We start from the raw sequence: 26,551 nt of genomic DNA, 5'->3' as shown, positions 1-26,551 counted from the left end.
GCGAATATCACTCGAGCAACGCAGAAAGCAACTTCGCATCCCGACGTGTTGTCCTCACGGTCACTGTCCGTTGCGACGATATTTCGCTTCGGTGGCTGCCTTAGCAGGCTCCCACCAATCCCGGTTATTCCTATACCAATCTATTGTCTGCTCCAAGCCACTTTCAAAATCTGTATGCACAGGCTTCCACCCAAGCTCGGTACGAAGTTTGGTGGAGTCAATTGCATAACGGCGGTCATGCCCCGGACGATCCTTGACTTTGTCGAAGGCATCCTCAGGCTGGCCCATTACTCTAAGGATGTCGCGGAGAACATCGATGTTGTTGCGTTCCCCGTCTGCTCCAATCAAGTAGGTCTCCCCCAGACGACCCTTGGTCAGAATAGTCCAGACAGCACTTGAATGGTCTTCGGTATGAATCCAATCCCTGACGTTGAGACCGTCGCCGTAGAGTTTTGGGCGAATTCCATCCAGAATATTGGTGATCTGACGGGGAATGAACTTCTCCACGTGCTGGTAAGGACCGTAGTTGTTGCTGCAGTTGGAAATAGTCATTCGAACCCCAAAGGTTCTGTACCAGGCACGGACCAGAAGATCCGAAGAAGCTTTCGTTGACGAATATGGGCTTGAAGGACGATAGGGTGTCTCTTCTGTGAACCTAGATGGATCATCAAGGGCCAGGTCGCCATAAACTTCGTCTGTACTCACATGATGATAACGGACATCGTACTTGCGAGCAGCTTCGAGGAGTCTAAAAGTACCCACAACATTTGTCTGTACAAAGGGTTCGGGATTCATTATCGAGTTGTCGTTATGGGACTCTGCAGCATAATGCACGATAGCATCATGGTCGGGTACGATTTTATTTAACAGCTCTTCATCGCAGATATTGCCATGAACAAACTCGACCCTGTCTTTCGGTAGCCCCTCTATATTCTTTAGGTTGCCGGCATAGGTAAGCGCATCCAATACGGTGACGTGCACATTAGGATGATGATCAACTACATAGTGAACAAAGTTGGAGCCTATAAATCCACAGCCGCCGGTCACAAGGATGTTACTGGGTGAAAAGAAATCTGCCATGCGAACTATTATACGATAATGCTACTTCCTTTTTTAGGTGTGCTAATGTACCTCTGTTGTATTCAGCTACGGGCCTCTATGGTCGCTAAGCAAGGGGGCCTGCGTGAAACTGCAAGCTAAACGATTAAACAGTCACAGCACCTTTGCGGTATTGTTCTTCCTCATTATTTCCATATTCGAGGGCATGGTCTTTCTGACCAATGTCGGAGCCCTGACCCTGCCAGATGGTGACATGCATGCCAACGCCTCGTATGCCATGGCAACCGGGCAAATAATGAATTTGCCAGAGCGTCATACGGACACATTCGGAAACACAATAAAGAGCCAGCATATTTCAGGTGACTCCCGATTCCTCCACAACAAGGGCATGAACAACGCGTTAGTGATGGACATCATCGGTGACCCCATGGCCACCGACCCTTACATAGGCAATCAACGCTTGGCCGATCAGAGGCCGTCTTCCCAAGTCACTCTCCCTGACAAGACATTTCCTTCGCGTGCAAACCAATACTTCCCTCTGGTCTACTTGCCACAAGGGATAGGTGTATGGATCGGACTCCACACGGGCCTTAGTCCCTACAACGTCTGGCAATGCGGGAGAATAGCGAATTTTGCCTTCTACCTCCTCCTAATCAGCCTGGCCATCACAATGATTCCCAAAGGGAAGTATTTCATAGCCATACTGAGTTCGCTCTACCCAACCATATTCATAGCATCCAGCCTCATGGCAGATGCCATGTTCATCAGTATCTGTACATGCTTCATCGCCTATTTCTTCTCCCTCTCAACCCACGATAAACCGGTAACCCGAGGTCAGATGGGAATCCTTATAGGACTCACTGTTTGCCTTTTCCTCTTTAAAACGGTGTACGTGGCACTGGCTCTGTTGGTATGGGCACTACCTAAGTCACTAATGACAACGAAACGCAAGGCCAAATTCACAGGCATATCAGCCCTGATTGCACTCCCAATTTATGGCTTGTGGAGTTCGTTCTATCAGATTGTACCGGCAATCGCTAGCATTGCTGACAACACCCATTTCATGTTCAGGCACCCCTTAAAGGTCATATTCACTATTTCTTGGAATCTTATAGAGTTCCCCAAAAAGCTCTTGAAAATCGGTCCAACTGCCTTGGTTCCTACACTCGTCGTGCTGACGGCTTGGATCATTCTGTTCACTTCCGACAGATATATGGCGGCGGGCCAGAACTCTCCGTCTGCTTCTATACGTCGATACCGGTACGTCTGGGTTTCCATCGTCGCGTTCTTCTGCGCAGCTTTCCTGGCCTTCCTCTTCATTGATCTCACTTGGAACGATATGACTGTCATGAGGACCGTCCATGCGATACAGGGGTTTCAGGGGAGGTATCTCACCCCGCTTCTGCCCCTCATGACCAGTATCTGTTTCTTCCCGCCCGAGAAGACATCAACCACTCGAGCCCCGCAGACACCGACCGATTCTATTGAGGAAACTCCCAGAGCAGAGAATGCTTCTCCAATGCAATAGCCGTGATCCTCGGCATCGTCAATGCCTACTTTATCGTCCAGCATCAGCGCATACTTATTATCTTCTAATATGCTTATCGGCAGGAGCCCAAACATGCAAAAGCAACCAATACGAGCCCTGAAAAAGAGCAAAGGGGCTCTGCTGTTCTTTCTTATGTTCGCCTTGCTCCAAGGCAGCTTCTATATCACGACAGTGGGTGCGCTGTCCTTACCCGATCCAAATATTCATGCCTATGCCTCGTACGCCGCTGCCACCGGACAAATTCTCAACAAACCCGATCTACACGTAGATCACTACGGTAATACAACCAAAATCCAGCAGCTTCACGGCGATTCCCGCTTTCTAAGTCTTCAGGGATGCCAGAACGCATTAGTAGCGACTCTTCTGAACCAGACAGCAGACTATGATCCAGCAATTGAGGCTCAAAAGGCTGTTAATAATTCGGCACCAAGCAGGGAAGTCACCACAGATTCCCTTAAACTCACGAACCGCGCCAACCAATATTTCCCGGCTGTATTCCTGCCGCAGGCTATGGGCATCTGGATGGGCCTTCATACGCATCAATCCCCTTACCAGACTTGGCAATTGGGTCGGATGAGCAACCTGCTGGTTTACACCATCATGTTCTGCCTAGCCATTGTTATCATCCCTAGAGGGAAAATATTTTTGGCTATCATCGGTGCACTGCCACATGGTATGTTCATCGCATCGAGTCTCATGGCAGATTCTCTTTTTATCAGCCTGTGCGCCGTATTTATCGCCCTCTTCATGGCCATCACCACACGTAACCAGCCCGCCACAAGGACGGAGATGATAGCCGTATCGGTGCTCACAGTGCTCTTGTTCATGTGCAAAACGGTCTACGCAAGTCTTGTTATATTGATTCTCGTCCTGCCTCGACGGATTCTCTCGACCAAACGGAAAGCTCTTTATTTGGGTTTCTCCGCCCTCATCATACTGGCAGTGTATAGTACCTGGTCATCCTTGTACTCAACTGTTTGGGCTGAAGCATCCGTCTCTCAGAATTTAATCTTCATGATTCGCCATCCATTGAGGATGTTCATAGCTGTGGCGTGGAACTTCATGAGAGAACCTATGCAGCTGCTTAGACTAGGCGCTCCCTCAATCCTCCTAGTAGTCATAATTGGTCTGGCCTTGGGATTGCTCATCCACAACTTCCCCCGTCCCCGATACAAAGTTACTTCAACTCGAGAATTTATAAGCATATATCGATACCAGATCACCTCGGCTTTTGCTTTCCTCCTCCTTATTTATATGGTCTATGCAGCAATGATGCTCACTTGGAACACACTGCCTCTGATGAGGATTGGTGATTCCATCAAGGGAATTCAGGCCAGGTACTTTGAACCTTTTCTTCCCCTCCTAGTCTGCATCGTCTTCCATGCCCCTGGCGAAAACCTCACTGCCACAAAAGATTCCAAAGCAGAATCCAATAAGACACAGCCGCCAAAAATAAAGGAAACTGGAGAGGAAACCACGAAGAAAAGTCAGAATACCGAGGCGATCTAAAATTAATGACCCAAGGACGTCCAGCTTCGTAGAAGATTATGGCCTGTAATTTTTGATATCGATGTGAGTAGTTACATTACCGTTTTAATCGGCAGATTGGATACCCTCACGCTGAGTAAAGCGGTTTTTGAAGATCCATTTCAAATGACCCAGCCCGGTTTTTACGTAGGACTGTTTTGTCTCTCCAAGCCTAGTTCGCTGAGTAACTTTAATTTCGCCGAAACGATCACCCAGATATTTATGAGCATTAAGTTTGATCTGGGGAGAAAGGTTCCAGTCGCCCTCCGTCAAATGCAGGGAAGGGACAACACTACGCTCGAATACCCACATCCCAGACAGGGAGTCATGAATGATGATTGCATAAAGAAAGAAAATTTCAAGGTTCAGGACTTTTACCCCCAGTTGCAGGGTGAAAGGAATGTTTTTATCTGGATACCGTGAGCAGGAAGCAAAGACCAGACTACGGTTTTTCATAATGCCTAAGATACGCGGAAGATCTTCGATAGGATAAGTACCGTCGGAATCTGCACATACGATAATCGAACTCTTGGCTCTACTGATTCCAGTCATATGAGCAAACCCATAACCGATTCCAGAGACTACACGATCATCAACAAGTAAATGGAAACGTGGATACAACTTTTCAAGCTGTCGACCAATTGCAACCGTATTATCAGTGGATTTATTGCTGACGCAGATTATCTCGTCGTAGAAATCGGGAATAGCGGCAACCATCCGAGCCAGATGCTTTGCCTCATTACGGCATGGCATAACCAGAGATATCGTCAAACCGTACAGCATCGCTTGTTACTCCTTCGCATCTTCTCTTCGCCCTGCAAGGGAAGCCGCTAATGACAGCACAATAACAAGGCAAATATACTTCGACTATCATAATCTACCCTTTACCGGAATGAAGTACTATCTCAGCCTGACCGGCCGGAAACACTGCACGACTTCTACCCTGGTCAATAGTTCATCCCTGCTTCAGCTACTCTCGAAGAGTATACGGAATGATAAAACATACTTGCCTATATCTGCTAACGACCATGTTCGTGAATTAACTGATTATAGCGTACCATATCCCGTAGTGTTATTAACAGGCAATACAACTGATTATTGCACTTTATCGAAGCGGCACTAACTGCTATTGCCGTCTTTCCTCAGAAGCCCAATTTCATTGATCTAGGCATATCCCGGAATAGGCCACAGTGATCTTGTACACTCATTACCCTCATCAATGAACACGCACCGCCTGGTGTTGGCATTTATTAGCTGCACGATAAACGGTAGAGTTCCCAAGGCTGACTACCTCCAACAGGTGACCCGAAGTCCTTGATCTTCTGAAGAGCCCCCGATTTTATGTATCTATCGAAAAGTGCTTGATTATGGAACGGATAATACTGGGCTTTATAGGTGAACATTTGCAGATCAGATGCCTGATCGCCCATAGTAAGCAGGTACTTATTCGTTGGAGTTGCAGTCCTGTTTTCGGCCCCTTTGTCATAGCTGGTAGTGACCGGACAAGTCGTGCTCAACATGAGCTCGGGATCCCCGGAAGCGAACGCGTGTTCTACCTGACCAAAGACCTTGCCATTCTTGGTATCCATGGGGTTATATACCGGGTACAGCATGTCTATGCCATACAGTGTCATCCCATACATGGATCCGTTGAGCGGATCAGCAATTACAGTGGAATGCGGCCCCACCAATTGGTTGACTTGAGAAAGCACTTGACGTTTCCGGTCGGTAAGCTGCTCCGATTGGTCAGTCTTAGTAAAACCCGTGTTTCGAGCCACGCTCGATGCTACCGCCTCCCGAGTGGGGTTAAAGAAGCAGGCCGCAGTTGTCAAGCAGACCAAGAGAAGAACTACTACAAAATTCGATCCGTACTCTCTATAGAGAACCGACACGAAAGACCTCTTATTTGTGTCCGGTCTGTATTGGAATAGGCATCGCATACCGAAAACCAACAGAGGCACAACGCCAAGCGGGATCATTGTCAATGGCCGAGTCTCTCCTCGGTACCAAGCAGCGGTAAGCACATTAGCCAGTGGCCCCTTAACCGCAGCTGCACATACGAAAATCACCCCTATCAGTACATATGAGAGAACAAGTGCCAAACCATCCTTGAACCGTCTGCCGCTCAGAGCCAGTGCAGACACAATGGAAAGCACCAGGCAGACAGCCATTGCCAGGCCGGAAATACCAGGCAGAAAATCAGTAATGACAATTCGGAAGGCTTCAGACAGGCTCCGCGTAGGCTGATAAGTGTGAAACCAATTGGACGGATGCAGGAAATCCTTCCCATGATCACGGCGCATCACATACAAGGCAAAGAACAGAACCGCGACTCCCAGACCTCCGAGAGCCGCAAGAATCCAACGCCACGGCAATCTGAAGAGAACGAAAAACCCTATCAGCACCAGGTAGGTAAAGGCAACACGTGGATGAGCCAGCATGACAAGCAATCCAAAAACGATGTTGACGATCGCCCACTGCAATATATGACGAGGGCCATCTGCACGTTCAGCAGTCACAGCATCAATGAGTCGCAGACCGGCATAAAGCGCAAAAGGCAGCAAAGCAGTCCCCAGACCATAGGCAAAGAGGGGACCAGCACTCAGAGTCCAATATGGGAAAGCCGCTGAAATGACGGACAATATGGGCACAGCGGCAGAAAGCAGACAACGTTGCCAAGTACACAGCCCATCCAGGAAATACGAGGTCCAGAGCAGCATGCCCATAGGAAAAATCAAACCGGCATAAGCAATCCAAATCAGATTGACACCAGCAAATATAGTGATGTCGATGCCAAACAATGCGCACAACCGCATGATCCCGTAAACCAGAAGATGAAACAAAGGCGGATAAAACGAGTCATTGGGATTCAGAGTCAGCGCAACCGATAGACCATTCCTAAGCAGCTTACGAATGAAATAATAATGAGAAGGGGCATCGATTTCCTGAATCGGAGACAACCAAATATCTCCAGTGCGAGAGAACCAAACCAGCACCAGTGTCAAGGCGATCAGAATTCCGAACAGTCCCGCATATATATGGGCATGTCTATGCAACCGAGAAAACGAAGAGGAACTTGTATCTGCCGATCTGCGAATGGCACGATCACGTGCCAGCGGGCATGCTACCAAGGCAGATGAGCCAACCACTTTTTCTTGGCCCAGGTCGCGATCTTTTCTCGTATCTGCATCCATACCTGCACCCTTAAGGATTACGCCGGAATCTGCCCGACTGACTGTTCCTTGGCATTGGATTTGACCCGCACAGATTCTTGGCATCTGACTATAGCCATCACCATCATGCCATACTGACCTGAATCAGATCAGCGGCTTTTAAGTCCACATCGACGACATTCTGAGCATCCTCATTCTGCGCTTCCAAATTCGTCGCCGGATTACTGCCCAACTCCGTGGGAGAAGTTGCCGGAGCAGCAGGCGCAAGAGTACTCACCTGAAACTTCGCAATCCCGTCCTTGTTTTCCCTGCTTTCCACACGCAGAATACTCCCAGGCACGAGACCGAGACGAACGAGATACCTGAGGATGTCCGAATCCTCGTCGCTGACTCGTTGAATGCAGACCTTTGAGCCTATCGGCACCTCGGATAGAAGACTGGTAGCCGGCATATCAGGCAGATCTCCGTCAGCCGATGGTATGGCATCCCCGTGTGGATCCGCAGTGGGGTGTCCCAGATATTCGTCGATGCGGTCCACCATCTTGTCAGAGACGGCGTGCTCAAGGCTGTCCGCCTCCTCATGCACCTCATCCCATCCGTAACCGAGAACCTGCACCAGGAAGGTCTCCAGCAGCCTATGGCGCCGGACCATGGTGACCGCATAGCGACGACCGGTTTGGGTCAGCTCCACCTTGCCGTAAGGCCTGTGAGTGACCAGACCGGCATCGACCAGACGACCCAGCGCGCCCGAGACCGTCGACTGTTTCATGCCCGTCCTTTCGGCCACCGCAGTGGGCTGGACAGGGCCCTTGTCCCATTCCTGAAGATCCCAGATGACCTTGAGATAATCCTGGGCGCTAGAAGACAGTTCGGCAATTCCCATGTTCCACAGTCTATAGCACAGATCCATGGCGCGACCCGCGAGCAACCCCCGCAGGCATATTTTGAGATTGTCACAGATCACCTCTGGTATTCTTCATCGAGCGCCACTAGACTTCGAAGGGTCGAAGTCTATAGCCAGCCACACGACCACCACGGTCCAGAATCAAGGAAGGTGACATGCCGAACACTCAGACCCGACCCGCCTCAGGGTCCGCCAGTCCAGCCGGATCCGAAGTCAGGACTCCGCCGTCCAGTCGGCAGCACCAATCCCATCCCATCATTGAGACGGCCAATGGGCGCTCCCTGGAGGAGATCAACGCCACGGTCTCCGTACCCAATTCGACCTCCTCCTTCTGGAAGAACCTGGCAGCCTTCTCCGGCCCGGGCGCCCTGGTGGCAGTCGGTTACATGGATCCCGGCAACTGGATCACCTCCATTGGCGGCGGCGCCCAGTATGGCTACCTGCTCATGAGCGTCATCCTGATCTCCAGCCTGATCGCCATGATGCTGCAGTACATGTCGGCCAAGCTGGGAATCGTGACTGGTCTGGACCTGGCCCAGGCCACCCGCCAGCACACCAGCCGCCGGCTCAGCTTCGTCCTCTGGATCTGCACGGAGCTGGCTGTGATGGCTACCGACATCGCCGAGGTGATCGGCGGGGCCATCGCCCTGAAACTGCTCTTCGGCATTCCGCTGATCCTGGGCGTGACGCTGACCGTGCTGGATGTGCTCATCCTCCTGCTGCTGACCAAGATCGGCTTCCGCCGCATCGAAGCCATCGTGGCCACCCTGATCCTGGTCATCATGGCGGTATTCCTTTACGAGGTCTTCCTGGCCAGGCCCGACATGCCCGCAGTCTTCCGCGGCTTCATCCCCGACAAGGCCATCCTGGGCAACGGACAGCTGACCATGGCTCTGGGCATCGTGGGCGCCACGGTCATGCCCCACAACCTTTACCTGCACTCATCCATCGTTCAGACCCGCGACTTCGACCGCAGCGACGACCGTCAGGTTGCCAACGCGGTCCGCTTCGCCACCTGGGATTCCAACATCCAGCTGTCCGCCGCCTTCGTGGTCAACTGCCTGCTGCTGATGCTGGGTGCAGCCATGTTCTTCGGACACGGCGAGGGGCTGGATACCTTCACTGCCCTCTACAACGCTCTCGGCGACAAGACCATCGCCGGCCCGGTCGCCTCCGGTCTGCTCTCCACCCTCTTCGCTGTGGCCCTGCTGGCCTCCGGTCAGAACTCGACCATTACCGGCACTCTGACCGGACAGATCGTCATGGAGGGCTTCATCCGCATGAGGATTCCTCTCTGGCTGCGCAGGCTGGTCACCCGTGTGATCTCCATCATCCCCGTGCTGATCTGCACCATCGCCTTCGGCGGCAAGGAGTCCGCCCTGGATAGTCTGCTGGTCTACTCCCAGGTCTTCCTGTGCGTGGCCCTGCCCATATCCATGATCCCCCTGGTCTGGTACACCTCCTCCAAGAAGATCATGGGCAAGTATGCCAACCCTCGATGGATGGCCTTCCTGGCCTGGATTGTCGTGGCTATCCTGACCGGGCTTAACCTCCAGCTGGTCATCCAGGATGTGGGCGAACTGATACAGATGCTCTGAGCACCAGTGCTCTGATGAGAGCCGTCGCCGTTTGCCGATTGAATGAGGCATCGTCGGCGGCTCTCTTGCAGTTCCGCCCGCAACAGACACATCACTCTTCGTCGTCATGAGCATCTTGCTCGATTAGTGACATATCTGACTCTCGCTCAGCGCGCATATCCACCAACTCAATCCCCAGTCAGATACGGTGGAGAATAGCAGGATTTTATCAAGAGTCCTGTCATCAGCGATCGAGTGGTCAACCAGGAGCTGGGTCGCAGACCTGGCCAGCTTGGGACTGTCAATCGCAAAACTCATAGAGGTCAGAGGAATCGAGCAAACATGAACGACAAACTTACTACCAACGAAGGGCAGCCCTGGGCAGACAACAACCATAGCCAGACGGCGGGCACCCGCGGACCCATCCTCATGCAGGACTACCAGCTCCTCGAAAAGCTGGCCCACTTCAACCGCGAGCGCATACCAGAGCGCGTAGTCCACGCCAAGGGGGCTGGGGCCAAGGGAACCTTCACCTTGACCAAGGACATGAGCGCCTACACCAAGGCCGACGTATTCAACGGAGCCGGCAAGACCACGCCCATTCTGCTGCGCTTCTCCCAGGTGGCCGGTGAATCCGGTTATCCCGACACCCTGCGTGACGTGCGCGGTTTCGCCCTGCGCTTCTACACGCAGGAGGGCAACTACGACGTGGTGGGCAATAACACGCCCATATTCTTCGTCAACGACCCCCTGAAGTTCCCCGACTTCATCCACTCGCAGAAGCGCGACCCGGCCACCCACCTGCGCAGCCAGGAGATGCAGTGGGACTTCTGGTCGCACTCCCCTGAGTCTGTCCACCAGGTCACCTATCTGATGGGTGACAGGGGCAACCCTGCCAGCTACCGGAACATGAACGGCTACGGAAGCCACACCTTCAAGTGGGTCAACGCGAAAGGCGAGCAGTTCTGGGTCAAGTACCACTTCCTGAGCGAGCAGGGCGTGAAGAACATGACCGACGAGACCGCCGCCAAGGTCGCCTCCGAGGACACGGACTTCCTCCTGCATGATCTTTACGATGCCATCGACAGGGGCGACTACCCCAAGTGGAAGGTCTGCGTGCAGATCCTTCCTTACCAGGAGGGCCTGGACTACAAGGACGATATCTTCGACGTGACCAAGGTGGTCTCCAAGAAGGACTATCCGCGCATTGAGATAGGCGAGTTCGTGCTGGACACCAACCCGACCAACTACTTTGATGATGTGGAGGAAGCCGCCTTCTCCCCCGCCAACTTCGTCCCTGGCATTGAGCCTTCCCCCGACAAGCTGCTGCAGGGCCGTCTTTTCGGGTACAAGGACGCCGAACGTTACCGTCTGGGCGCCAACTACGAACAGCTGCCCATCAACCGCCCAGTCAATGAGGTCCACAACTACGAGCGCGATGGGTTCATGTCCCAGGGTCAGGATGGATCGGTCAACTACGAGCCCAACAGCAAGGGCGGCCCCGTGGAAGACAACGATGCCAAAATGCACAGCGATGCCGTCCAAGGGCAGACCGAGTACTCCCGCCCCTATGACAATGACTACTATTCCGCGGCCGGCCGTCTCTATAGGCTGATGAGCCCGGAAGAGAAAGACCGCCTGATACAGACCATCAAGAACACCCTGGGCTCTGTCGATGACCAGGAGATCCAGGTTCTCGAGACCAGGCAGTTCTACCAGGCTGACCCGGAGTACGGCCAGCGCGTGGCTGAGGCTCTTGGCCTTTCCATGGATCAGATCAAGTAATACAAGAACAGGGCGGGAACTGTCGGCGACACGTCTGAACTGGCTTGCAATCCCCGCCCTGTGTTATTATTTCCTAGTTGCCTTGATCAGGGTCACGTAGGCTACGGCCCCATTCATTGCAGCCTTGGAGGATTCGCCTAGTGGTCTATGGCGCACGCTTGGAAAGCGTGTTGGGTTCACGCCCTCACGAGTTCGAATCTCGTATCCTCCGCCAGCGGAGTCTTGGACAGTGGCCCAAGACTCTTTTTGTATGCAGAATATCGGTATTGTCATCCTTTACGCTATCGATCCCCTGATCTTCCACTTTGTTTGATCTTATCCGTTCGTTTAATATAGTGAGCTAGGCGGTCTTGTTGCCAGAAGAGGCCTCATCACCTAAGTGCCTCGCAAGACAGTGATGTCCGGAGGCGACCAGACGCTGCGAGCATGGGCGAGACAAAGAAAGTTCAAGGCCATGCCGTTGAAGACTTACGGCAAACGCGAGAGAGGATACGCTCAGCCCCGTCACCGGCTACAAGTTGGCACCCATAGATCTTTGCGACGGGTGATCTTACTTAAGCGAATCACCGGTCGCTTCCTGGACAGGCTGATAGGCGCCTCTTCTGGTCTGAGCGCTGAGTGCGTCCACAGCAGACTGAAGGTTATACGATCTGCAAATGTAATGATCGGCATCATATCAATTTCCATTTCGCACATCTATATAAGCGTCATACCTTTTTAAGTATCAAATTATGACCGATGCCTGTATCCCTGCTCGTTGGCATCATGAGCCAATCGATGTCAGCAACGGTCCCTGCTTTGAAAGCGAAAAGACACCTTTCTTACTCAGTCGTAGTTCTGTTCGGTTTAAGGAAGAGCGAGCCGCATAGGCCGATCAGGGCTATGACTGCAAGGAAGATGAAAGCCCATTGGTAGCCCTGGTCGAGAGCCTGGGCTGTCGTGGCTCCACTGAGACTGCCACGCTGGGAACCGATGGTTACGATCATCATAGCGGCGGCCGTACCGAGCGAACCGCCCACCTGACGGACAGTCGAGGCAGCCGCGTTGCCATGAGCCGTAAGTTCCGTCGGCAGAGCGTTGATGCCCTCGGTGAAAGTGGTCATCATGACCAGTGCCACTCCTGCCAGGCGCAGAGCATAAGAGAAGGCGATCACAATAAGACTGGTAGTGGTGCCGAACCATATCATCGGCAAGGTTCCGGCCAGCAGCACCGTGTACCCCAAAAGGGAAATCTTCCTCGCTCCGATTCTTTGATAGATCAGACCAGAGAGAGGGTTGAATATGCCCATGACAATGGCTCCCGGCAGCATGACCAGACCAGAGGTGAGCGCGCTTGACCCGCGCGTATTCTGCAAATAGAGAGGAAGGACCAGCTCCACACCGACCATGGCGATGTTGCTCAGGGTGCTCAGCAGACTGGTCAGATTGAAGATGGCATTCGTGAAAACTCGCAAATTCACCAGCGGAGACTCCAGAAGCAGCTGACGCCGACAGAACAGGGCCACCACCAGCAAGCCGGCCAGAAGCAATCCGAGGTCAAGCACTGAGGCACCGCCCGCCTCCCCAATGGCGGACAGGGCGTACAGAATGAGCCCGAAACCCAGGCAGGAGTAAACCACGGAAGGCGTGTCCAGCCGGGTTCTCACCTGGCGGTTGACCGTGTAGACCAAGAAGAACGAGGCCACCAGAATCGCAGCGCTCAAGGCAGCAAGCAGCACAAACAAAGCCCTCCAGGACCAGTGCTCCAAAACAAACCCTGAGAGCGTGGGGCCAACCGTAGGACCTAAGGCCACCACCAGGCCCACCATGCCCAAGGCCACACCGCGCCTATCCGGCGGGAAAAGCAGCAGCACCACATTCTGAATGAAAGGCATCAACGATCCAGCGGCCACAGCCTGGATGATCCTGCCCGCCAACAACAGCGCGAAATGCCCTTCGGAGAAGACACAGACCAGGGAGCCGGTCAGAAAAATAGCCATCAGGACCATAAAGGTGTGCTTGGATCGGAAGTTGGAAAACACCCAAGCCGATACGGGTATCATCAGCCCCACCACCAACAGGTAGGAGGTGCTCAGCCACTGAGCAGTGGATTGGGACACATGGAATTCCGCCATGATGGTGGGCAGAGCATTGTTAAGGAAAGTCTCCGCCATCAAGGCCAGGAAAGCCCCTGCCAAAAGCGTGCCCATCATCGCAGTGCGACTTCCCTCAGCCCCGCCTTGGCTGCCTTCCCCTTCGCCGCTATCCTTATTCATACCGCATCCTCCCTGTCCTTCACCGACTCGGTCCGAAGCCTACGTGATCCAACTAAAAGCAGATCAGGATTCCATGTTTCTAATGATTCGTTCCAGGTAGCCGACTAGCTGTCTGCTCTCCTGCTCATCGAACCCTTTCAAGGCAAGCTTGCCCGTGGCCTCCAATGCATGCCGGATCTCGACCTGGTGGGCATCCAGCTCATTGCGCGCATGTCCGGTAAGCTCAAGAACCATCTGACGTCGGTCATCAGTCTGAGGCTTTGCCGTCAACCATCCTGCCTTGACCAGCCGTTTGACAACTCCCCGAACCGTGGGATGGCTCAAACGGAACCTGTCGCCCACCGTCTTCTGCGTCACCTCCAGGCCCTCCTGCTCATACAGGTAATAGACCATGACAAACTGAGGACCAGTCAGATTGGGAAAGATGCTCCGCACACACTCATTCATGTGCTTTTCCAGCAGAGTGTTGGCTATTTTGACCAGTCCCTCTGGCCGCTTCTCCGAGAGCTCCAAAAGTTACCGCCTCCCTAAAATGTAGCGTGCTACATTATTAACAAAGAAAGCCTGGCTGTCAAATCAAAGAACTACAAAACCTATCCAACAACGTTCGTAATACAGGAGGCAAGGGGATGCTCGAGCCAAAGAAGAGCCATAGCTCAGCCTCTCCGACCGGTGGACATGCTGGCTTACCTGGCATTGAGGTGTCAGTATCGTTGTTCTGCATAACCGACCGACTAAGCAAAACTGATAGGGCGATAAGTTGACACTCCGTCCCACCACCCCCTGTCAACAAATCACGAGCCTTGAGTCCCATAGCCCCTCTTTGCCTTGGAGCAACCGACACAAAGAACCGCTAACCCGCCTCAAGGGATCCACCCGGCAAACACACGCCTACTCTCATGCAAGAAGCTCTTACAAGCAACAATGAAGGCATGCAAGAGCGTCCTTTGCACAGAAAGTCGATTAAGCGTTCCATGAAATATCCTGCGCTATTTCAACAAAACACAGCGAATATCGAACCTCCTGAGACCCGACTTCATCGGTCCGATACAGTCAGACAAGACCGAAGCCAGAGCGTAACTGCCTATCCGGGCAATAGATAGTTTCCGATATGATATAGTTTCTATAATGAAATCAAATAAGCCGTCCTCCCTCTACGATGCGCTCATGTATCTGCAGTGCGAATTCGTAGCAGAGCGCAACAGGGTCAATCCGGGGAACATTACTTGGCAACAGTTCGACATCCTCACCATTCTGCGCACAGGAGCGTCCACTCCCTCACAGATTGGCCAACGGCTCAGCATGAGCCGATCCAAGATCTCCAAGAACCTGAGCACGCTGCGCGACCTCGGATATATCAAACAAACGCCCGATACTCATGACCGGCGCGAGCTGGAAACCAGCCTGACCCCGGATGGCCGGGACATGCTCGGCATCATCGATCAACAGCACAAGACCCTCGAGGAGGATGCCCGACAGGTCTGGTCCGAAGACGAGCAGGAAGAGTTCACAGCTCTTGCCAACAGCCTTATCGCCAAGCTGCGCCAGGAGCGGGTCGACCGATGAAGACCGAGTGCATTCTTATTGATCGGGCCTCCACGCACAACCTCAAGCAAGTCTCGCTGGCCATACCAAAGCGGGCCATCACCGTGGTCACCGGCCTGTCGGGTTCAGAAAAGTCGTCTCTCGTGTTTTCCACGCTGGCAGCCGAGTCACAGCGCATGATCAACCGCAGCTACAGCTCCTACATTCAGCAGCTCATGCCCAAGTATGAGCCTGCGGAAGTCGCGCGCATCGACAACCTGCCCTTCTCCATTGTCGTAACCCAGAAGCAGCTCTCAGGCAATGCCCGCTCAACCGTGGGCACCTACACCGATATCTATACTGCCCTACGCCTGCTGTTTTCCCGCATGGCCCAGCCCTTCATCGGTTACTCTATGATGTATTCCTTCAACAATCCTGCGGGGATGTGTCCGACCTGCCAGGGCCTGGGAACTGTACGCAGTCTGGTGCTTGATCGCCTGCTGAACATGGGTCTCTCGCTGAACCAGGGAGCCATCAATTTTCCCACCTTTCAGCCGGGCGGCTGGAGACTGACCAGATATACGGATTCAGGCTACTTTGACAACGATCTGCCCCTACGGGAGTGGACCAGCAGCGACCTTGACCTCCTGCTCTATGGCAAGAAGCAAAAACCGGCACACCCTGGCCCCAGCTGGCACAAGACGGCCATGTATGAAGGATTGGTGCCCCGAATCACCAAGACCTTCATCAACCAGAGCAATGGCAAATACCAGCATGAGCTGGAGGAGGTTACACGAATCACCCGGTGCCCCGACTGCCAGGGGACCAGAGTCAACGCCAAGGTCCGCTCAGCAAGGATCGCCGGACTGAACTTAGCTGACTGCTCCGCCATGAGCGTGACCGACCTGCAGGACTGGCTCGGGAAGATTCACGACAATCAGGCCGAGACCATTCTGCAGGACCTGAAACGCAAGATAGCCAACCTGATAACGGTTGGGCTGGGCTACTTGAGCCTGGAGCGCGACACATCTACGCTTTCCGGAGGAGAGGCGCAGCGTCTGAAAATCGCCAACTGTCTGAACAGCCCCTTGAATGACGTGCTCTACATCTTCGACGAACCCAGTGTTGGTTTGCACCCCCATGACCTGACCGGGATCAGGAAAATCTTCAAAGGTTTGCGGGACAAGGGCAATACGGTGGTAATCGTGGATCATGACCCTGAACTCATCGCCATCGCCGACCATATCGTCGATATGGGGCCAGGAGCAGGCACGGAAGGCGGACAGATCGTCTTCGAGGGGGACCACCGGTCTCTGTTGGAAAGCGGCACAGCCACGGGCAGAGCCCTGTCAGATCCAGGCATAGTAAACGAACCGGCAGCGCCTGCACAAGGCTTCTATGCAATAGACAAGGTCACTGCCCACAACGTCAGAGAAGCCCGCGCCAAGATACCTAGGCATATGCTGACTGTGGTGACCGGAGTGGCCGGCTCAGGTAAGAGCACCCTGATCAAGGAAGGCTTCATGGCTCAGCATGATGCCATACTCCTGGATCAGAAGCCGATCAAGGCCAGCGGACGTTCCAACTTGCTGACCTACTTGGGCGTCTTCGACCAGCTGCGCAAAGCCTTCGCCAAGGCTACAGGTAATTCCCCCTCACTCTTCTCATTCAACGCTGCTGGAGCCTGTCCGGTTTGCAAGGGCAAGGGAGTCGTCACCCTGGATATTGCTTACATGGGTGATACCAGCACTGTCTGCGAAAGCTGCCACGGAACCAGGTATTCAACGCAGGCTCTGTCCGCCAGATACCGCGGTCTCAACATCGCCCAGGTGCTGAAACTGACTGCCAGCGAGGCCATGCACCAATATTGTGAGGCGCTGGGACCAGCTATGCAGGCCCTGGAGGATGTCGGGCTGTCCTACCTGTCCATTGGGCAGGCCCTCGATACGCTCTCGGGCGGTGAGCTGCAACGCCTCAAACTGGCCAAACTGCTCAAGGAAGGAATGCATGAGACCATGATTTTGGACGAGCCTACCAGCGGCCTGCATGAATCCAACATCCTGCAGCAGATTGCCCTCTTGCGTAGCCTCATCGCCAACAAAGGTCTTACTGTCATCGCCATAGAACATAACCTGCGCTTCATAGGTCAGGCCGACTGGGTAATCGACATGGGTCCAGGAGCTGGAAACGATGGAGGCAAGGTGCTGTTTGAAGGGGCTCCGCTTGCACTGATGCGCCGCAATGACACTCCCACAGCCCGAGCCATGAATGCCTATTTTGACTTTATCAAGGATGCAGCAGTGCGATCATAAGAAGCTGCATTCAGATCAGCAACAGTTCAGCAATCTTGCAGACGGCGCTTCTGCCTGCCATCCTCATCGAAATTGGCATCATCCAGCCAGGTCTCCAACCGCTCTTTCACTGCCGGCCATTCACTATCCAATATGGAAAACCAATCCGTATCGCGAGTTCGGCCCTTATAGACCATGTCGTTTCTGAACCGGCCTTCAGCCTTGAACCCCAGCCTCAGCGCAGCTGCCCGCGAGGGCGCGTTGAGGCTGTCGCACTTCCACTCGTATCGGCGATAGCCCAAGTCCTCGAAGACATGCCGAGCCATCAGATACTGGGCCTCGGTGGCCTGTCTGCTTCTCTGCAGCTCCCTGGTATAGATGACATGGCCCATCTCGACGCTCCCCATATCCGCCCGAATCCGCATCAGAGCATACATGCCCAACAGATCCGACGAATCATGAAACTGCACATGCTTCCGTATATCCACGTCCTTCACACCTGCAGACTGACCGACACCAGGTTCAGATGCAGGCCGCTTGCGGACAATAGCAAAGAAGAGCGGATCCCGGCTTTCAATCATGGATGTGAAGTCTGAGTCGAATGCTGGTCTATCAGGGTAGAGATCGTGGGTGCTGTAGGTCATGATGGCTTCGTCACAATCCGGACCGAAAATCCGCTCATAGAAGGCATTGCCTTGGTTCGCATCCAAAGGCACCACCAGAACGGTCCTGCCTATCAACTCGACAGGTTTCGGCATCATGGTCCCCGCAAACGAAACCGCGTCACCTATGGGCTGTCCGAACTCATTGATCCTCATATTCGCATCTTCTCCTTTGGGATGATGCTTGACTCCGCCTTGGCAGTGAAGAGACAGGCTGAAAAAGAAGCACCGGCCATAACCCCGTACAATCCTGGCACTCAGGATACCAAGCAAACACCCTGGCAATCCGCATGAATCCACCTACAAGGCTCACATTCAATCCCCGTTGTTACCAGCCTTGCCATCTTGTACACATGAGGGCAATTCTTAGGCATATTCGTCCACATGACCCAAAGCCGAAAGCCTGACCCGTCCACGAAAAGTAAACTGCTGCATAAGAGGAATGTTCGTGGAGCTTCACCCGGTATTCCCTCTGCCTACCGTCAGCATCGACCAAGGGAGTGATCACCATGTCCAAGGCTTTGATCGTCGTGGATGTTCAACCGACCTTCTGCGAAGGAGGTGAACTGGGAGTCGAGGGAGGTAACGCCACAGCTGGCAAAATCGCCGACTATGTCCACAGCCATGCCAAGGACTACGCCTACATGGCCACCACCCAGGATTGGCATATCGAACCCGGATCTCATTGGTCCGATCACCCGGATTTTGTGGACACCTGGCCCAGACATGGCGTAGCGGGCTCGCCCGGGGCAGAACTGCATCCGAGTATTCGTGGGCTGGGCATCACCCATCACTTCAAAAAAGGTCAGTATTCAGCTGCCTACTCCGGGTTCGAAGGCATCGAAGACAACACTGATCGGATCCAGAGCAGGGAGGAATTCGCTGCGGCCAAGTCATCAGGGGTCACCCTGGCCGATGCCTTGGCGCAAGCTGGCGTCGACCAAGTGGATGTAGTCGGCATCGCCGAATCGCATTGCGTCAAGGAAACGGCCTTGGATGCCGCGAAGCTGGGCTACCAGGTCACGGTCTTCGAGGATATGACTGTCCCGGTCAGCGAGGATCAGGGCGTCGAGGCTCGAAAGGCCATGGCCCAAGCCGGCATTCGTCTTCTTTCCTCCAACGGCGACTAAAGGCAACGACAGAGGAATTCACCAGGGCTGGATGGTGGGGCCTACGGTGAATTCCGATACATTGGTATCCTCAGGCTGATCAATGGCAAAGGCCACCACCTGAGCCACTCGCTCGGGGTCGATCTGGTAGCTGTCGTAGGTCTTGTTCATATCAGCCAGGGTCTGCTTGTCTGTGATGGTCTCCAGTAGTTCAGTCTTAATGGCCGCCGGATAAATGGTAGAGGTACGAATATGCGTCCCCTCCTGGGCGGACTCCATCCTGAGCACCTCCATCAGATCACGCAGGCCCCACTTGGTTGCCCCGTAGACCGCTCCGCCAGTATAGGCTTTAAGCCCAGCCACCGAAGAGGTGGCGATGAACTGCCCGTGACGCTGCCCGACGAACTCCGGCAGGGCCGCAGCAATCCCATACAGTGCGCCTTTGAGATTGACATCAATGGTGCGGTCCCACTCGTCCACATGCAGAGCCGACAAGGGCGAGTTAGGCATGAGCCCGGCGTTGAGAAATACCACGTCCACTCCGCCGAACTGCTTCTTGGCGAAAGCCACGAAGTTCTCATTGGCCTGTCGATCAGTCACATCCAGAGCCATGGAGGCCGCCTGGCCACCCGCCTGAACGATGTCGTTGACGATTGTATCCAGCCGATCCTTGCGGCGAGCGCCCAGCACCACCTTGGCCCCCCGCTGTGCCAACAGCCTCGCTGTGGCCTCCCCGATGCCGGACGAAGCTCCAGTGATCAGCACTGTCTTATCTGCAACTGTCATAGCAGTCCCACCTTTCCTTGATCTTCAATCGGCCTGATGGTACAACCTCGAGCCGCTGGAAGTGCAAGTTAAAAGTGGGCCACATGTGACTTACCTATCAGAGTCTGTGATTTCAGAATCGACAGACCGAACCGGCGCGAGGCCACAAATCCTCCTTGTAAGAGCAAGAATCCGAAATAAGAGGACAATTTTACTGGTCGCAACCCAAATATCCAGCCTTAGTGTGAGACGTAAGGAGACAGCATCGGAGCTGCTTCGGGCCGCTCGACTCCCCCAGACATAACCTTAAAAGACAAAGGAGCAGGTAATGTCATCAACCGGACAGGTCAAAATTTCGGACACCACCTTGGTCATCCCCACCTACGGAGTCGGCAAACCGGATAAGAATCCTCAATTTATTGAAAAACGCGTCTATCAGGGATCCTCGGGCAAGGTCTATCCATACCCGGTAATCACTTCCATCAAAGACACCAAGGAAGACAAGTCATACAAAGCTGTCATCATTGAGAATGAATATATAAAGGTAACGGTACTCCCCGAGCTAGGGGGCAGAATCCAATATGCCCAGGATAAGACCAACGGGTACGATTTCGTCTACCGAAACGATGTCATAAAGCCTGCACTGGTCGGCCTTACGGGACCGTGGATCTCGGGAGGCATCGAATTTAACTGGCCTCAGCACCATCGCCCCACTACTTTCAGTCCAGTCGATTACCGTCTTGTCGATCTCGCCAATGGCGGCAAGGGAGTCCAATGCCACGATGTCGACCAGATGTACGGCACCGAGGTCGTCACTACAATCGCCCTTTATCCAGGTAAGGCGTACATAGCCATCACGGGAGATCTCTACAATGGCACAAGCCTTCCCCAGACTTTCCTTTGGTGGGCTAACCCAGCCGTATCCGTCAACGCCCATACCAAGACGGTCATGCCTCCGGATGTGACAGCGGTGATGGATCACGGCAAACGTGACGTGAGCAGATATCCTATCGCCACGGGCACTTATTACAAGCACGACTATTCAGAAGGCGTGGACATCGGCAGGTACAAGAACGTCCCCGTTCCCACCTCCTACATGGCCGCTGGAAGCAAGTACGACTTCGTTGGCGGATACGATTACGCAGCTCAAGCCGGCATCCTGCATTATGCCGACCATCACATCAGTCCCGGCAAGAAGCAGTGGGTCTGGGGTAGCGGTGATTTTGGACATGCCTGGGATCGGAACCTGACCGATGACAATGGCCCCTATGCCGAACTCATGACCGGTGTATTCACCGACAACCAGCCGGATTTCAGCTGGCTCAAACCCTTCGAAACCAAACGCTTCACCCAGTATTTCATGCCATATAAGGCCTGCGGTCTGGTAAAAAACGCTACGTTAGACGCTGCTGTGAACATGGAGTTTGGCCCTGTTGATCCCGCGAAAGCCGCCGGAGAGACCGAAGGCGTCGATGGCAGCGGCTTGTCGGATGGGCAGGGCCGGGTAACCGTGTACGCCACACACCTTGTAGACCATGGTCTGGTCAAGGTCACGAATCGTAAAGGCGAGACCCTACTCGAACGAACCACTCGACTGAGCCCCGTCAATATCCTCACTGAAGAGTTCGACACTCATGGGGCGGCTCCCACAGACATGACCGTATCGGTCACTGACCAAGACACCGGCAAGGAACTCGTCTCTTACACTCCGGAACCAGATACTATCGACAAACTGCCCAGCCCCGCAAAAGCCGCACCCAAACCGAGCGATGTCGCCACCAATGAGGAGCTATTCCTAATCGGCACCCATCTCGAACAATACCGCCATGCCACATATCGTCCCGATCCCTACTATCTGGAAGGACTGCAACGTGACCCCGGCGATGCCAGGATCAACAATGCCTATGGCCTGCTTCTGCTACGACGTGGTGTATTCGAAAAAGCAAAGGAACATTTCCAAAAGGCCATCGATCGCATAACCAGCCGTAACCCCAACCCCTATGATTCAGAACCATACTTCAATCTCGGCTTGGCCAATTGGTATCTGGGACTGGAAGATCAGGCATACGATGCCTTTTACAAGTCGACCTGGGATGATTCCCAGCAAGAAATGGGCTTCTTCTATCTCGCCGCAATCAGCGCACGCCGCGGCGACTGGTCTCAATCCTTGGACTTCGTCAATAGAAGCCTGGTGAAGAACTCCGAGAACATCAGGGCTAGAGGGCTCAAAGCCTACTTGTTGCGTAAATTGGGCCGAACTGACGAGGCCGCCAGCCAGGTGGAGAAGAACCTCGCCTTGGACGCATTTGACTTCGTCTCACGTTATGAACACTACCTGAGCACAAGCAACATACGCGACTTGGACCTTACCCGGGGAGTCACGAAGAACCATATCAAGGCAGCTCGCGAATACGCATCGTTCGGAGCCTACGATGAAGCCCTGGCCATGCTGAACCAAGCCAAAGGCCAGGATCCGATGCTGGATTACTACAAAGGCTATTACCTGGCAGCCATGAATCATCCCGACCAAGCCAAAGAAGCGATCCTGAAAGGCGAAGAAGACGACAGCTACTGCTGCTTCCCCAACACCTTGGACGATATTCAGGTCCTTCAGACTGCGATGAAGATGGGCGCCAACGCCAAGGCACCTTATTATCTGGGATGCCTTTATTACGACAAGCTCCAATCAGACAGGGCTATCGAGCTGTGGCAGACCAGCGCTCGAAACGATCCGAACTTCCCCACCGTCCACCGCAACTTATCCTTGGCATACTATAACAAGCGACATGATGAAGCCGGTGCCCTGGAGCAGATGGAAAAGGCCTTCAGCCTCGATCCAACGGATTCCAGCATTTTCCTGGAGCTGGATCAACTCCGCCGGATGCTTGGATGGACCTACAGCCAGCGTCTGGTCGAATACCGCCGCAATCTCAACGCCGTTCAAGAGCGCGATGACTTGTACATCGAGTATCTGACAGTGCTCAACATGACCGGTAACTATCGCGAAGCCTATGAATTGATGGGTAAACGGCATTTCCACCCTTGGGAAGGCGGAGAAGGAAAGATCACAGCCCAATACCGCATCAGCCTGACGCTTATGGCAAAGGATGCAATGAATGCCCAAGACTGGCAAACAGCTAAGGATCTACTGACCAAGGCCCAGTCCTATCCAGAAAATCTGGGCGAGGGCAAGCTCGAAGGACAGAAAGACAACGATCTGCATTATCTCTTAGGCCTGATCGAGGCACACATGGGCCATGATGATGCGGCAAAAGCCCAATTCCGTCAAGCAACCATCGGACCCGACGAAGTCAAGGGTGCAATGTTCTATAACGATCAGCCTGCAGAAATGATCCTATACCAGGGCCTAGCTCATGCTGCACTGGGTGAACACGGACCTGCCAATGCCAGGTTCTACCGCCTGCTGGACTTCGGCGAACAGCATCTGAACGATCAAGCAGCTATAGAATACTTCGCAGTATCCCTTCCTGACTTCGTAATCTATGACAAAGATTACACAAGAATGAACCATATTCATTGCTTGTATGTCATGGCCTTAGCCAATATCGGATTGGGGAAGGCACAAAAGGCGTCGGATCTGCTTGCCAAGGCTATGTCCGAAGATCCCAGCCACATCCAGGTCAACCTATTTAGCGACGAACTCTCCCATCGGCATATATTGATGAACAGTTCCGCTGCAACTAAGGCGACAGCATGAAGACAACGGACATGTCTACCGACGAATTCGGCAGATTAGACGATGATAGAGCCGCACACCTGTTCAAGCTCCGGAATGGACAGGGGCAATCGGCAACAATCACCGATTACGGAGCGCGGCTTGTCTCTTTCCTCACCCCGGACAGTGCAGGAGAACTTAGGCAAATAGTCCTGGGATGCCCGGATTTAGCGAGCTATTGCGCTGACGCCTGTTGTCTGGGCGCCACCATCGGACGCAATGCCAACAGGATATCCAATGCTCAGTTCCAGCTGAATGGACGCACATACCGATTAGCAGCGAACGACGGCAAGAATAACAACCACAGCGGTCCTGACGGTTACGAGCACCGACTTTGGACGACTGATTCGTACGATGACCGGCATGTCACCTTGAGGATGGATACCCCAGACGGCGATCAAGGCTTTCCAGGAGCCATGTCGATCACGGTATGCTACAGACTTCAGGATGACGGACTCGAAATAACCTTCGAAGGCACCACGGATGCAGACACCATATGCAATCTCACCAATCATGCCTACTTCAATCTGGACGGCGACGAATCTGGCAATATTCTGGATCACACACTGCAGATAAATGCAGATACGTTCTGCCCGATCCTCAGTGAGGATGCCATACCAACAGGCTCTCGACAGGCCATGGCCGGTACTCCGATGGATTTCAGGAAACCCTGCAGCATCAGTGAGCGGCGCGATCCGGCTTTCGATCAGATCAGGCTTGGACACGGCTACAACCATGCCTACCCGATCAACAAAAGCCCCCGTGAGTTCGGCCATATGGCCACACTAGCCAGCGCGAAGACCGGCATTCGGCTCGACGTCTTTTCCGATCTACCCGCAATCCAGATGTACACCGGTGACTATCTGAGTAACACCCGAGCTAGGGATGGCCACTGCTATGGGCCCAGGGAAGGCATAGCGCTTGAGTGCGAATTTGTACCCAACGCCATCAACAGCGACGACCCCATAAAACCCATCTTGAGAGCAGGCGACATTTTTACCGCCAGAATCTGCTACCGAACGAGCATCATCTCCTGAAACAACAGCGATCCGTCAACAACATAGAAAGAAGTTTCTCACATGTCTCATCCAACTAAAACCGGCAAACCGCCGGCAAAAGGCTTATCCAACGGCAATAGGATCAAACTCATTATCGTTTGTGCAGCCGCTGCCGTCGGCGGATTCATGTTCGGCTACGACACATCCGTCATCAACAGCGCCGTCAAGGCACTGACCAGTCCGGATTCCGGATTCGGCGTCACAGGCTTCATGTCCGGATTCACGGTTTCATCGGCACTTGTCGGCTGCGCTGTAGGAGCTTGGTTTGCCGGCAAACTCGCCGATCGCTACGGTCGCACCAAGGTTCTTATCGGCGCATCCATACTGTTCGTGGCCTGCGCCCTGGTATCGGGCCTGACAAGCAACGTTTGGGTGTTCTTCATATTCAGATTCCTAGGAGGAATCGGAGTCGGCTTTACCTCTGTCATCGGCCCTTCGTACATCTCGGAGATCGCTCCTCAGAATCTGCGCGGCATGCTAGGTTCCATGCAACAGTTCGCCATCGTTCTTGGACAAATTGCAGCTTTAGGCCTCAATGATCTGTATGCCATGGGCGCAGGCGGTGCCGAAAAGACCTGGTGGCTGGGTCTGGCGGCTTGGCGATGGATGCTGATGACTATGGCTCTGCCGGGCATACTTATGTTCGTGGTGGCACTGATGCTCCCGGAGTCCCCGAGATATCTGGTGATGAAAGGGCAGAACGAGAAGGCCAGGACTATCCTCTCCGAAATCACAGGCGAGCCCGATCCCGACGACAAGGTTCAGGAAATACGTGGAACCATGCTCGAACGTCCGGCACGCTTGTCTGATCTGAGGGGCGATTGCTTCGGATTGCGCAAGGTTATGTGGGTGGCAATCGGAGTAGCCATGCTACAGCAGCTCCAAGGGACGAATGTTATCATGTTCTACGATTCGTCCATGTGGCAGATGGTCGGATTCTCCGAGCAAAGCGCATTGCACATGTCGTTCATTCGCACGATCTTTGCCCTGATTGCAACCATGATCGGCATGGCCTACATCGACAAGATCGGTCGGCGCAAGCTGCTGACGATTGGCTCCGTAACCATGACCATTGGTCTGGCTCTTATGGCCGTAGGGTTCTTCACCGGCAAAGTGGTCAACGGTGAAGTGAACGTGACCACAGGCTGGGCCTGGTTCCTGCTGATCGTAGCCAATGTATTCTGGTTCTGCTATTCCGCGACCTGGGCACCTGGCATGTGGGTCGTCATCTCCGAAGTGCTGCCAAACTCCATTCGCGCCATAGGAGTGTCAGTGGCAACATTCTTCTGCTGGATAGCTTCAGCCGCCTGCAACTGGGTGTTCCCTTCCATGCGTGACGGGATTGGCCTGGGCTGGTCCTATGTGATCTTCGCCCTTTTCGGCGTAGTAGGTTTCCTTCTGGTCACCAAGGCCCTGCCTGAAACCAGCGGCGTGGCGCTAGAAGACATGAGCGAGAACTGAAACTGGGACCCTACACGGGCATTTTGATGATGGCAGGGGTCATGCCATACGGTTCCTGCCATCATCCTTACCCACTTAAGAACCAGACTTATAGCCTATCGTTAAGGAATATGGAC

18 protein-coding genes and 1 tRNA gene are annotated in these 26,551 nt (G+C 53.6%); 11 read left to right on the top strand and 8 right to left on the bottom strand.

Annotated elements, in window-relative coordinates; genetic code table 11:
* Positions 1-60: 60 nt before the first annotated feature.
* Positions 61-1,080 (bottom strand): dTDP-glucose 4,6-dehydratase, encoded by a 1,020-nt coding sequence (rfbB, locus tag FPK30_RS03225; protein WP_144085281.1) that lies wholly within the window; start codon positions 1,078-1,080, stop codon positions 61-63.
* Between the two features lie 103 nt (positions 1,081-1,183).
* Between rfbB and FPK30_RS03220 the strand changes: the two genes are divergently transcribed.
* Both FPK30_RS03220 and FPK30_RS03215 read left to right on the top strand, forming a co-directional pair.
* Positions 1,184-2,587, top strand: a complete 1,404-nt coding sequence (locus FPK30_RS03220) for a DUF2142 domain-containing protein (protein ID WP_144085280.1) — start codon at positions 1,184-1,186, stop codon at positions 2,585-2,587.
* A 93-nt stretch (positions 2,588-2,680) separates the two neighbouring features.
* A complete protein-coding gene (locus FPK30_RS03215) occupies positions 2,681-4,117 on the top strand; it encodes a DUF2142 domain-containing protein (RefSeq protein WP_186279351.1) in 1,437 nt (478 codons plus the stop codon).
* An 84-nt stretch (positions 4,118-4,201) separates the two neighbouring features.
* Here the strand turns inward: FPK30_RS03215 and FPK30_RS03210 are convergent, their stop codons facing one another.
* The 3 genes from FPK30_RS03210 to FPK30_RS03200 form a co-directional block, all read right to left on the bottom strand.
* The gene (locus tag FPK30_RS03210; protein ID WP_144085278.1) at positions 4,202-4,918 is read right to left on the bottom strand and encodes a glycosyltransferase family 2 protein; all 717 of its coding nucleotides are present in this window, start codon (positions 4,916-4,918) and stop codon (positions 4,202-4,204) included.
* A gap of 467 nt (positions 4,919-5,385) precedes the next feature.
* Positions 5,386-7,329: a DUF6541 family protein gene (locus FPK30_RS03205; protein ID WP_144085277.1), complete on the bottom strand. Its 1,944-nt coding sequence runs from the start codon at positions 7,327-7,329 to the stop codon at positions 5,386-5,388.
* A 103-nt stretch (positions 7,330-7,432) separates the two neighbouring features.
* Positions 7,433-8,191 carry a metal-dependent transcriptional regulator gene (locus FPK30_RS03200; protein ID WP_144085276.1) on the bottom strand — a complete coding sequence of 253 codons (759 nt, stop codon included), beginning with the start codon at positions 8,189-8,191 and terminating at the stop codon, positions 7,433-7,435.
* 176 nt (positions 8,192-8,367) lie between these two features.
* Between FPK30_RS03200 and FPK30_RS03195 the strand changes: the two genes are divergently transcribed.
* The 3 genes from FPK30_RS03195 (at position 8,368) to FPK30_RS03185 (ending at position 11,788) form a co-directional block, all read left to right on the top strand.
* Entirely contained in the window at positions 8,368-9,810 is a 1,443-nt protein-coding gene (locus FPK30_RS03195) for an Nramp family divalent metal transporter (protein WP_218971711.1), read from the top strand.
* A 321-nt stretch (positions 9,811-10,131) separates the two neighbouring features.
* Entirely contained in the window at positions 10,132-11,574 is a 1,443-nt protein-coding gene (locus FPK30_RS03190; protein ID WP_144085275.1) for a catalase, read from the top strand.
* A 126-nt stretch (positions 11,575-11,700) separates the two neighbouring features.
* A tRNA-Ser gene (locus FPK30_RS03185) sits at positions 11,701-11,788 on the top strand.
* Between the two features lie 607 nt (positions 11,789-12,395).
* On the opposite strand, the gene FPK30_RS03180 is transcribed toward FPK30_RS03185, so the two are convergent.
* Together FPK30_RS03180 and FPK30_RS03175 are read right to left on the bottom strand one after the other, a co-directional pair.
* Positions 12,396-13,829 (bottom strand): MDR family MFS transporter, encoded by a 1,434-nt coding sequence (locus tag FPK30_RS03180; protein WP_144085274.1) that lies wholly within the window; start codon positions 13,827-13,829, stop codon positions 12,396-12,398.
* A gap of 63 nt (positions 13,830-13,892) precedes the next feature.
* A complete protein-coding gene (locus FPK30_RS03175) occupies positions 13,893-14,342 on the bottom strand; it encodes a MarR family winged helix-turn-helix transcriptional regulator (RefSeq protein ID WP_144085273.1) in 450 nt (149 codons plus the stop codon).
* Between the two features lie 615 nt (positions 14,343-14,957).
* Here FPK30_RS03175 and FPK30_RS03170 point away from each other — a divergent pair.
* Both FPK30_RS03170 and FPK30_RS03165 read left to right on the top strand, forming a co-directional pair.
* Entirely contained in the window at positions 14,958-15,395 is a 438-nt protein-coding gene (locus tag FPK30_RS03170; RefSeq protein WP_144085272.1) for a MarR family winged helix-turn-helix transcriptional regulator, read from the top strand.
* A complete protein-coding gene (locus FPK30_RS03165; protein ID WP_144085271.1) occupies positions 15,392-17,665 on the top strand; it encodes an ATP-binding cassette domain-containing protein in 2,274 nt (757 codons plus the stop codon). The genes FPK30_RS03170 and FPK30_RS03165 overlap by 4 nt, the downstream gene beginning before the upstream one ends.
* Before the next feature lie 26 nt (positions 17,666-17,691).
* Here FPK30_RS03165 and FPK30_RS03160 read toward each other — a convergent pair whose 3' ends face one another.
* Positions 17,692-18,462, bottom strand: a complete 771-nt coding sequence (locus FPK30_RS03160; RefSeq protein WP_144085270.1) for a GNAT family N-acetyltransferase — start codon at positions 18,460-18,462, stop codon at positions 17,692-17,694.
* Between the two features lie 353 nt (positions 18,463-18,815).
* On the opposite strand from FPK30_RS03160, the gene FPK30_RS03155 reads away from it, so the two are divergent.
* Complete coding sequence (locus tag FPK30_RS03155; RefSeq protein WP_144085269.1) at positions 18,816-19,436, top strand: isochorismatase family protein; 621 nt, start codon at positions 18,816-18,818, stop codon at positions 19,434-19,436.
* 18 nt (positions 19,437-19,454) lie between these two features.
* Here FPK30_RS03155 and FPK30_RS03150 read toward each other — a convergent pair whose 3' ends face one another.
* Positions 19,455-20,201, bottom strand: a complete 747-nt coding sequence (locus FPK30_RS03150) for an SDR family oxidoreductase (protein ID WP_144085268.1) — start codon at positions 20,199-20,201, stop codon at positions 19,455-19,457.
* A 307-nt stretch (positions 20,202-20,508) separates the two neighbouring features.
* Here FPK30_RS03150 and FPK30_RS03145 point away from each other — a divergent pair, with 307 nt between their 5' ends.
* From FPK30_RS03145 to FPK30_RS03135, 3 genes are read left to right on the top strand one after another with little or no spacing between them, the layout of a single operon-like run.
* Positions 20,509-23,898 (top strand): DUF5107 domain-containing protein, encoded by a 3,390-nt coding sequence (locus FPK30_RS03145; RefSeq protein WP_144085267.1) that lies wholly within the window; start codon positions 20,509-20,511, stop codon positions 23,896-23,898.
* The gene (locus tag FPK30_RS03140; protein ID WP_144085266.1) at positions 23,895-24,953 is read left to right on the top strand and encodes an aldose epimerase family protein; all 1,059 of its coding nucleotides are present in this window, start codon (positions 23,895-23,897) and stop codon (positions 24,951-24,953) included. The genes FPK30_RS03145 and FPK30_RS03140 overlap by 4 nt, the downstream gene beginning before the upstream one ends.
* A gap of 42 nt (positions 24,954-24,995) precedes the next feature.
* Positions 24,996-26,435 carry a sugar porter family MFS transporter gene (locus tag FPK30_RS03135; RefSeq protein WP_144085265.1) on the top strand — a complete coding sequence of 480 codons (1,440 nt, stop codon included), beginning with the start codon at positions 24,996-24,998 and terminating at the stop codon, positions 26,433-26,435.
* The last annotated feature ends 116 nt before the right edge of the window (positions 26,436-26,551 follow it).

This window comes from Bifidobacterium apousia (genome assembly GCF_007559275.1).
GTDB lineage: Bacteria > Actinomycetota > Actinomycetes > Actinomycetales > Bifidobacteriaceae > Bombiscardovia > Bombiscardovia apousia.
This window is presented reverse-complemented; position numbering and strand designations above follow the sequence as displayed.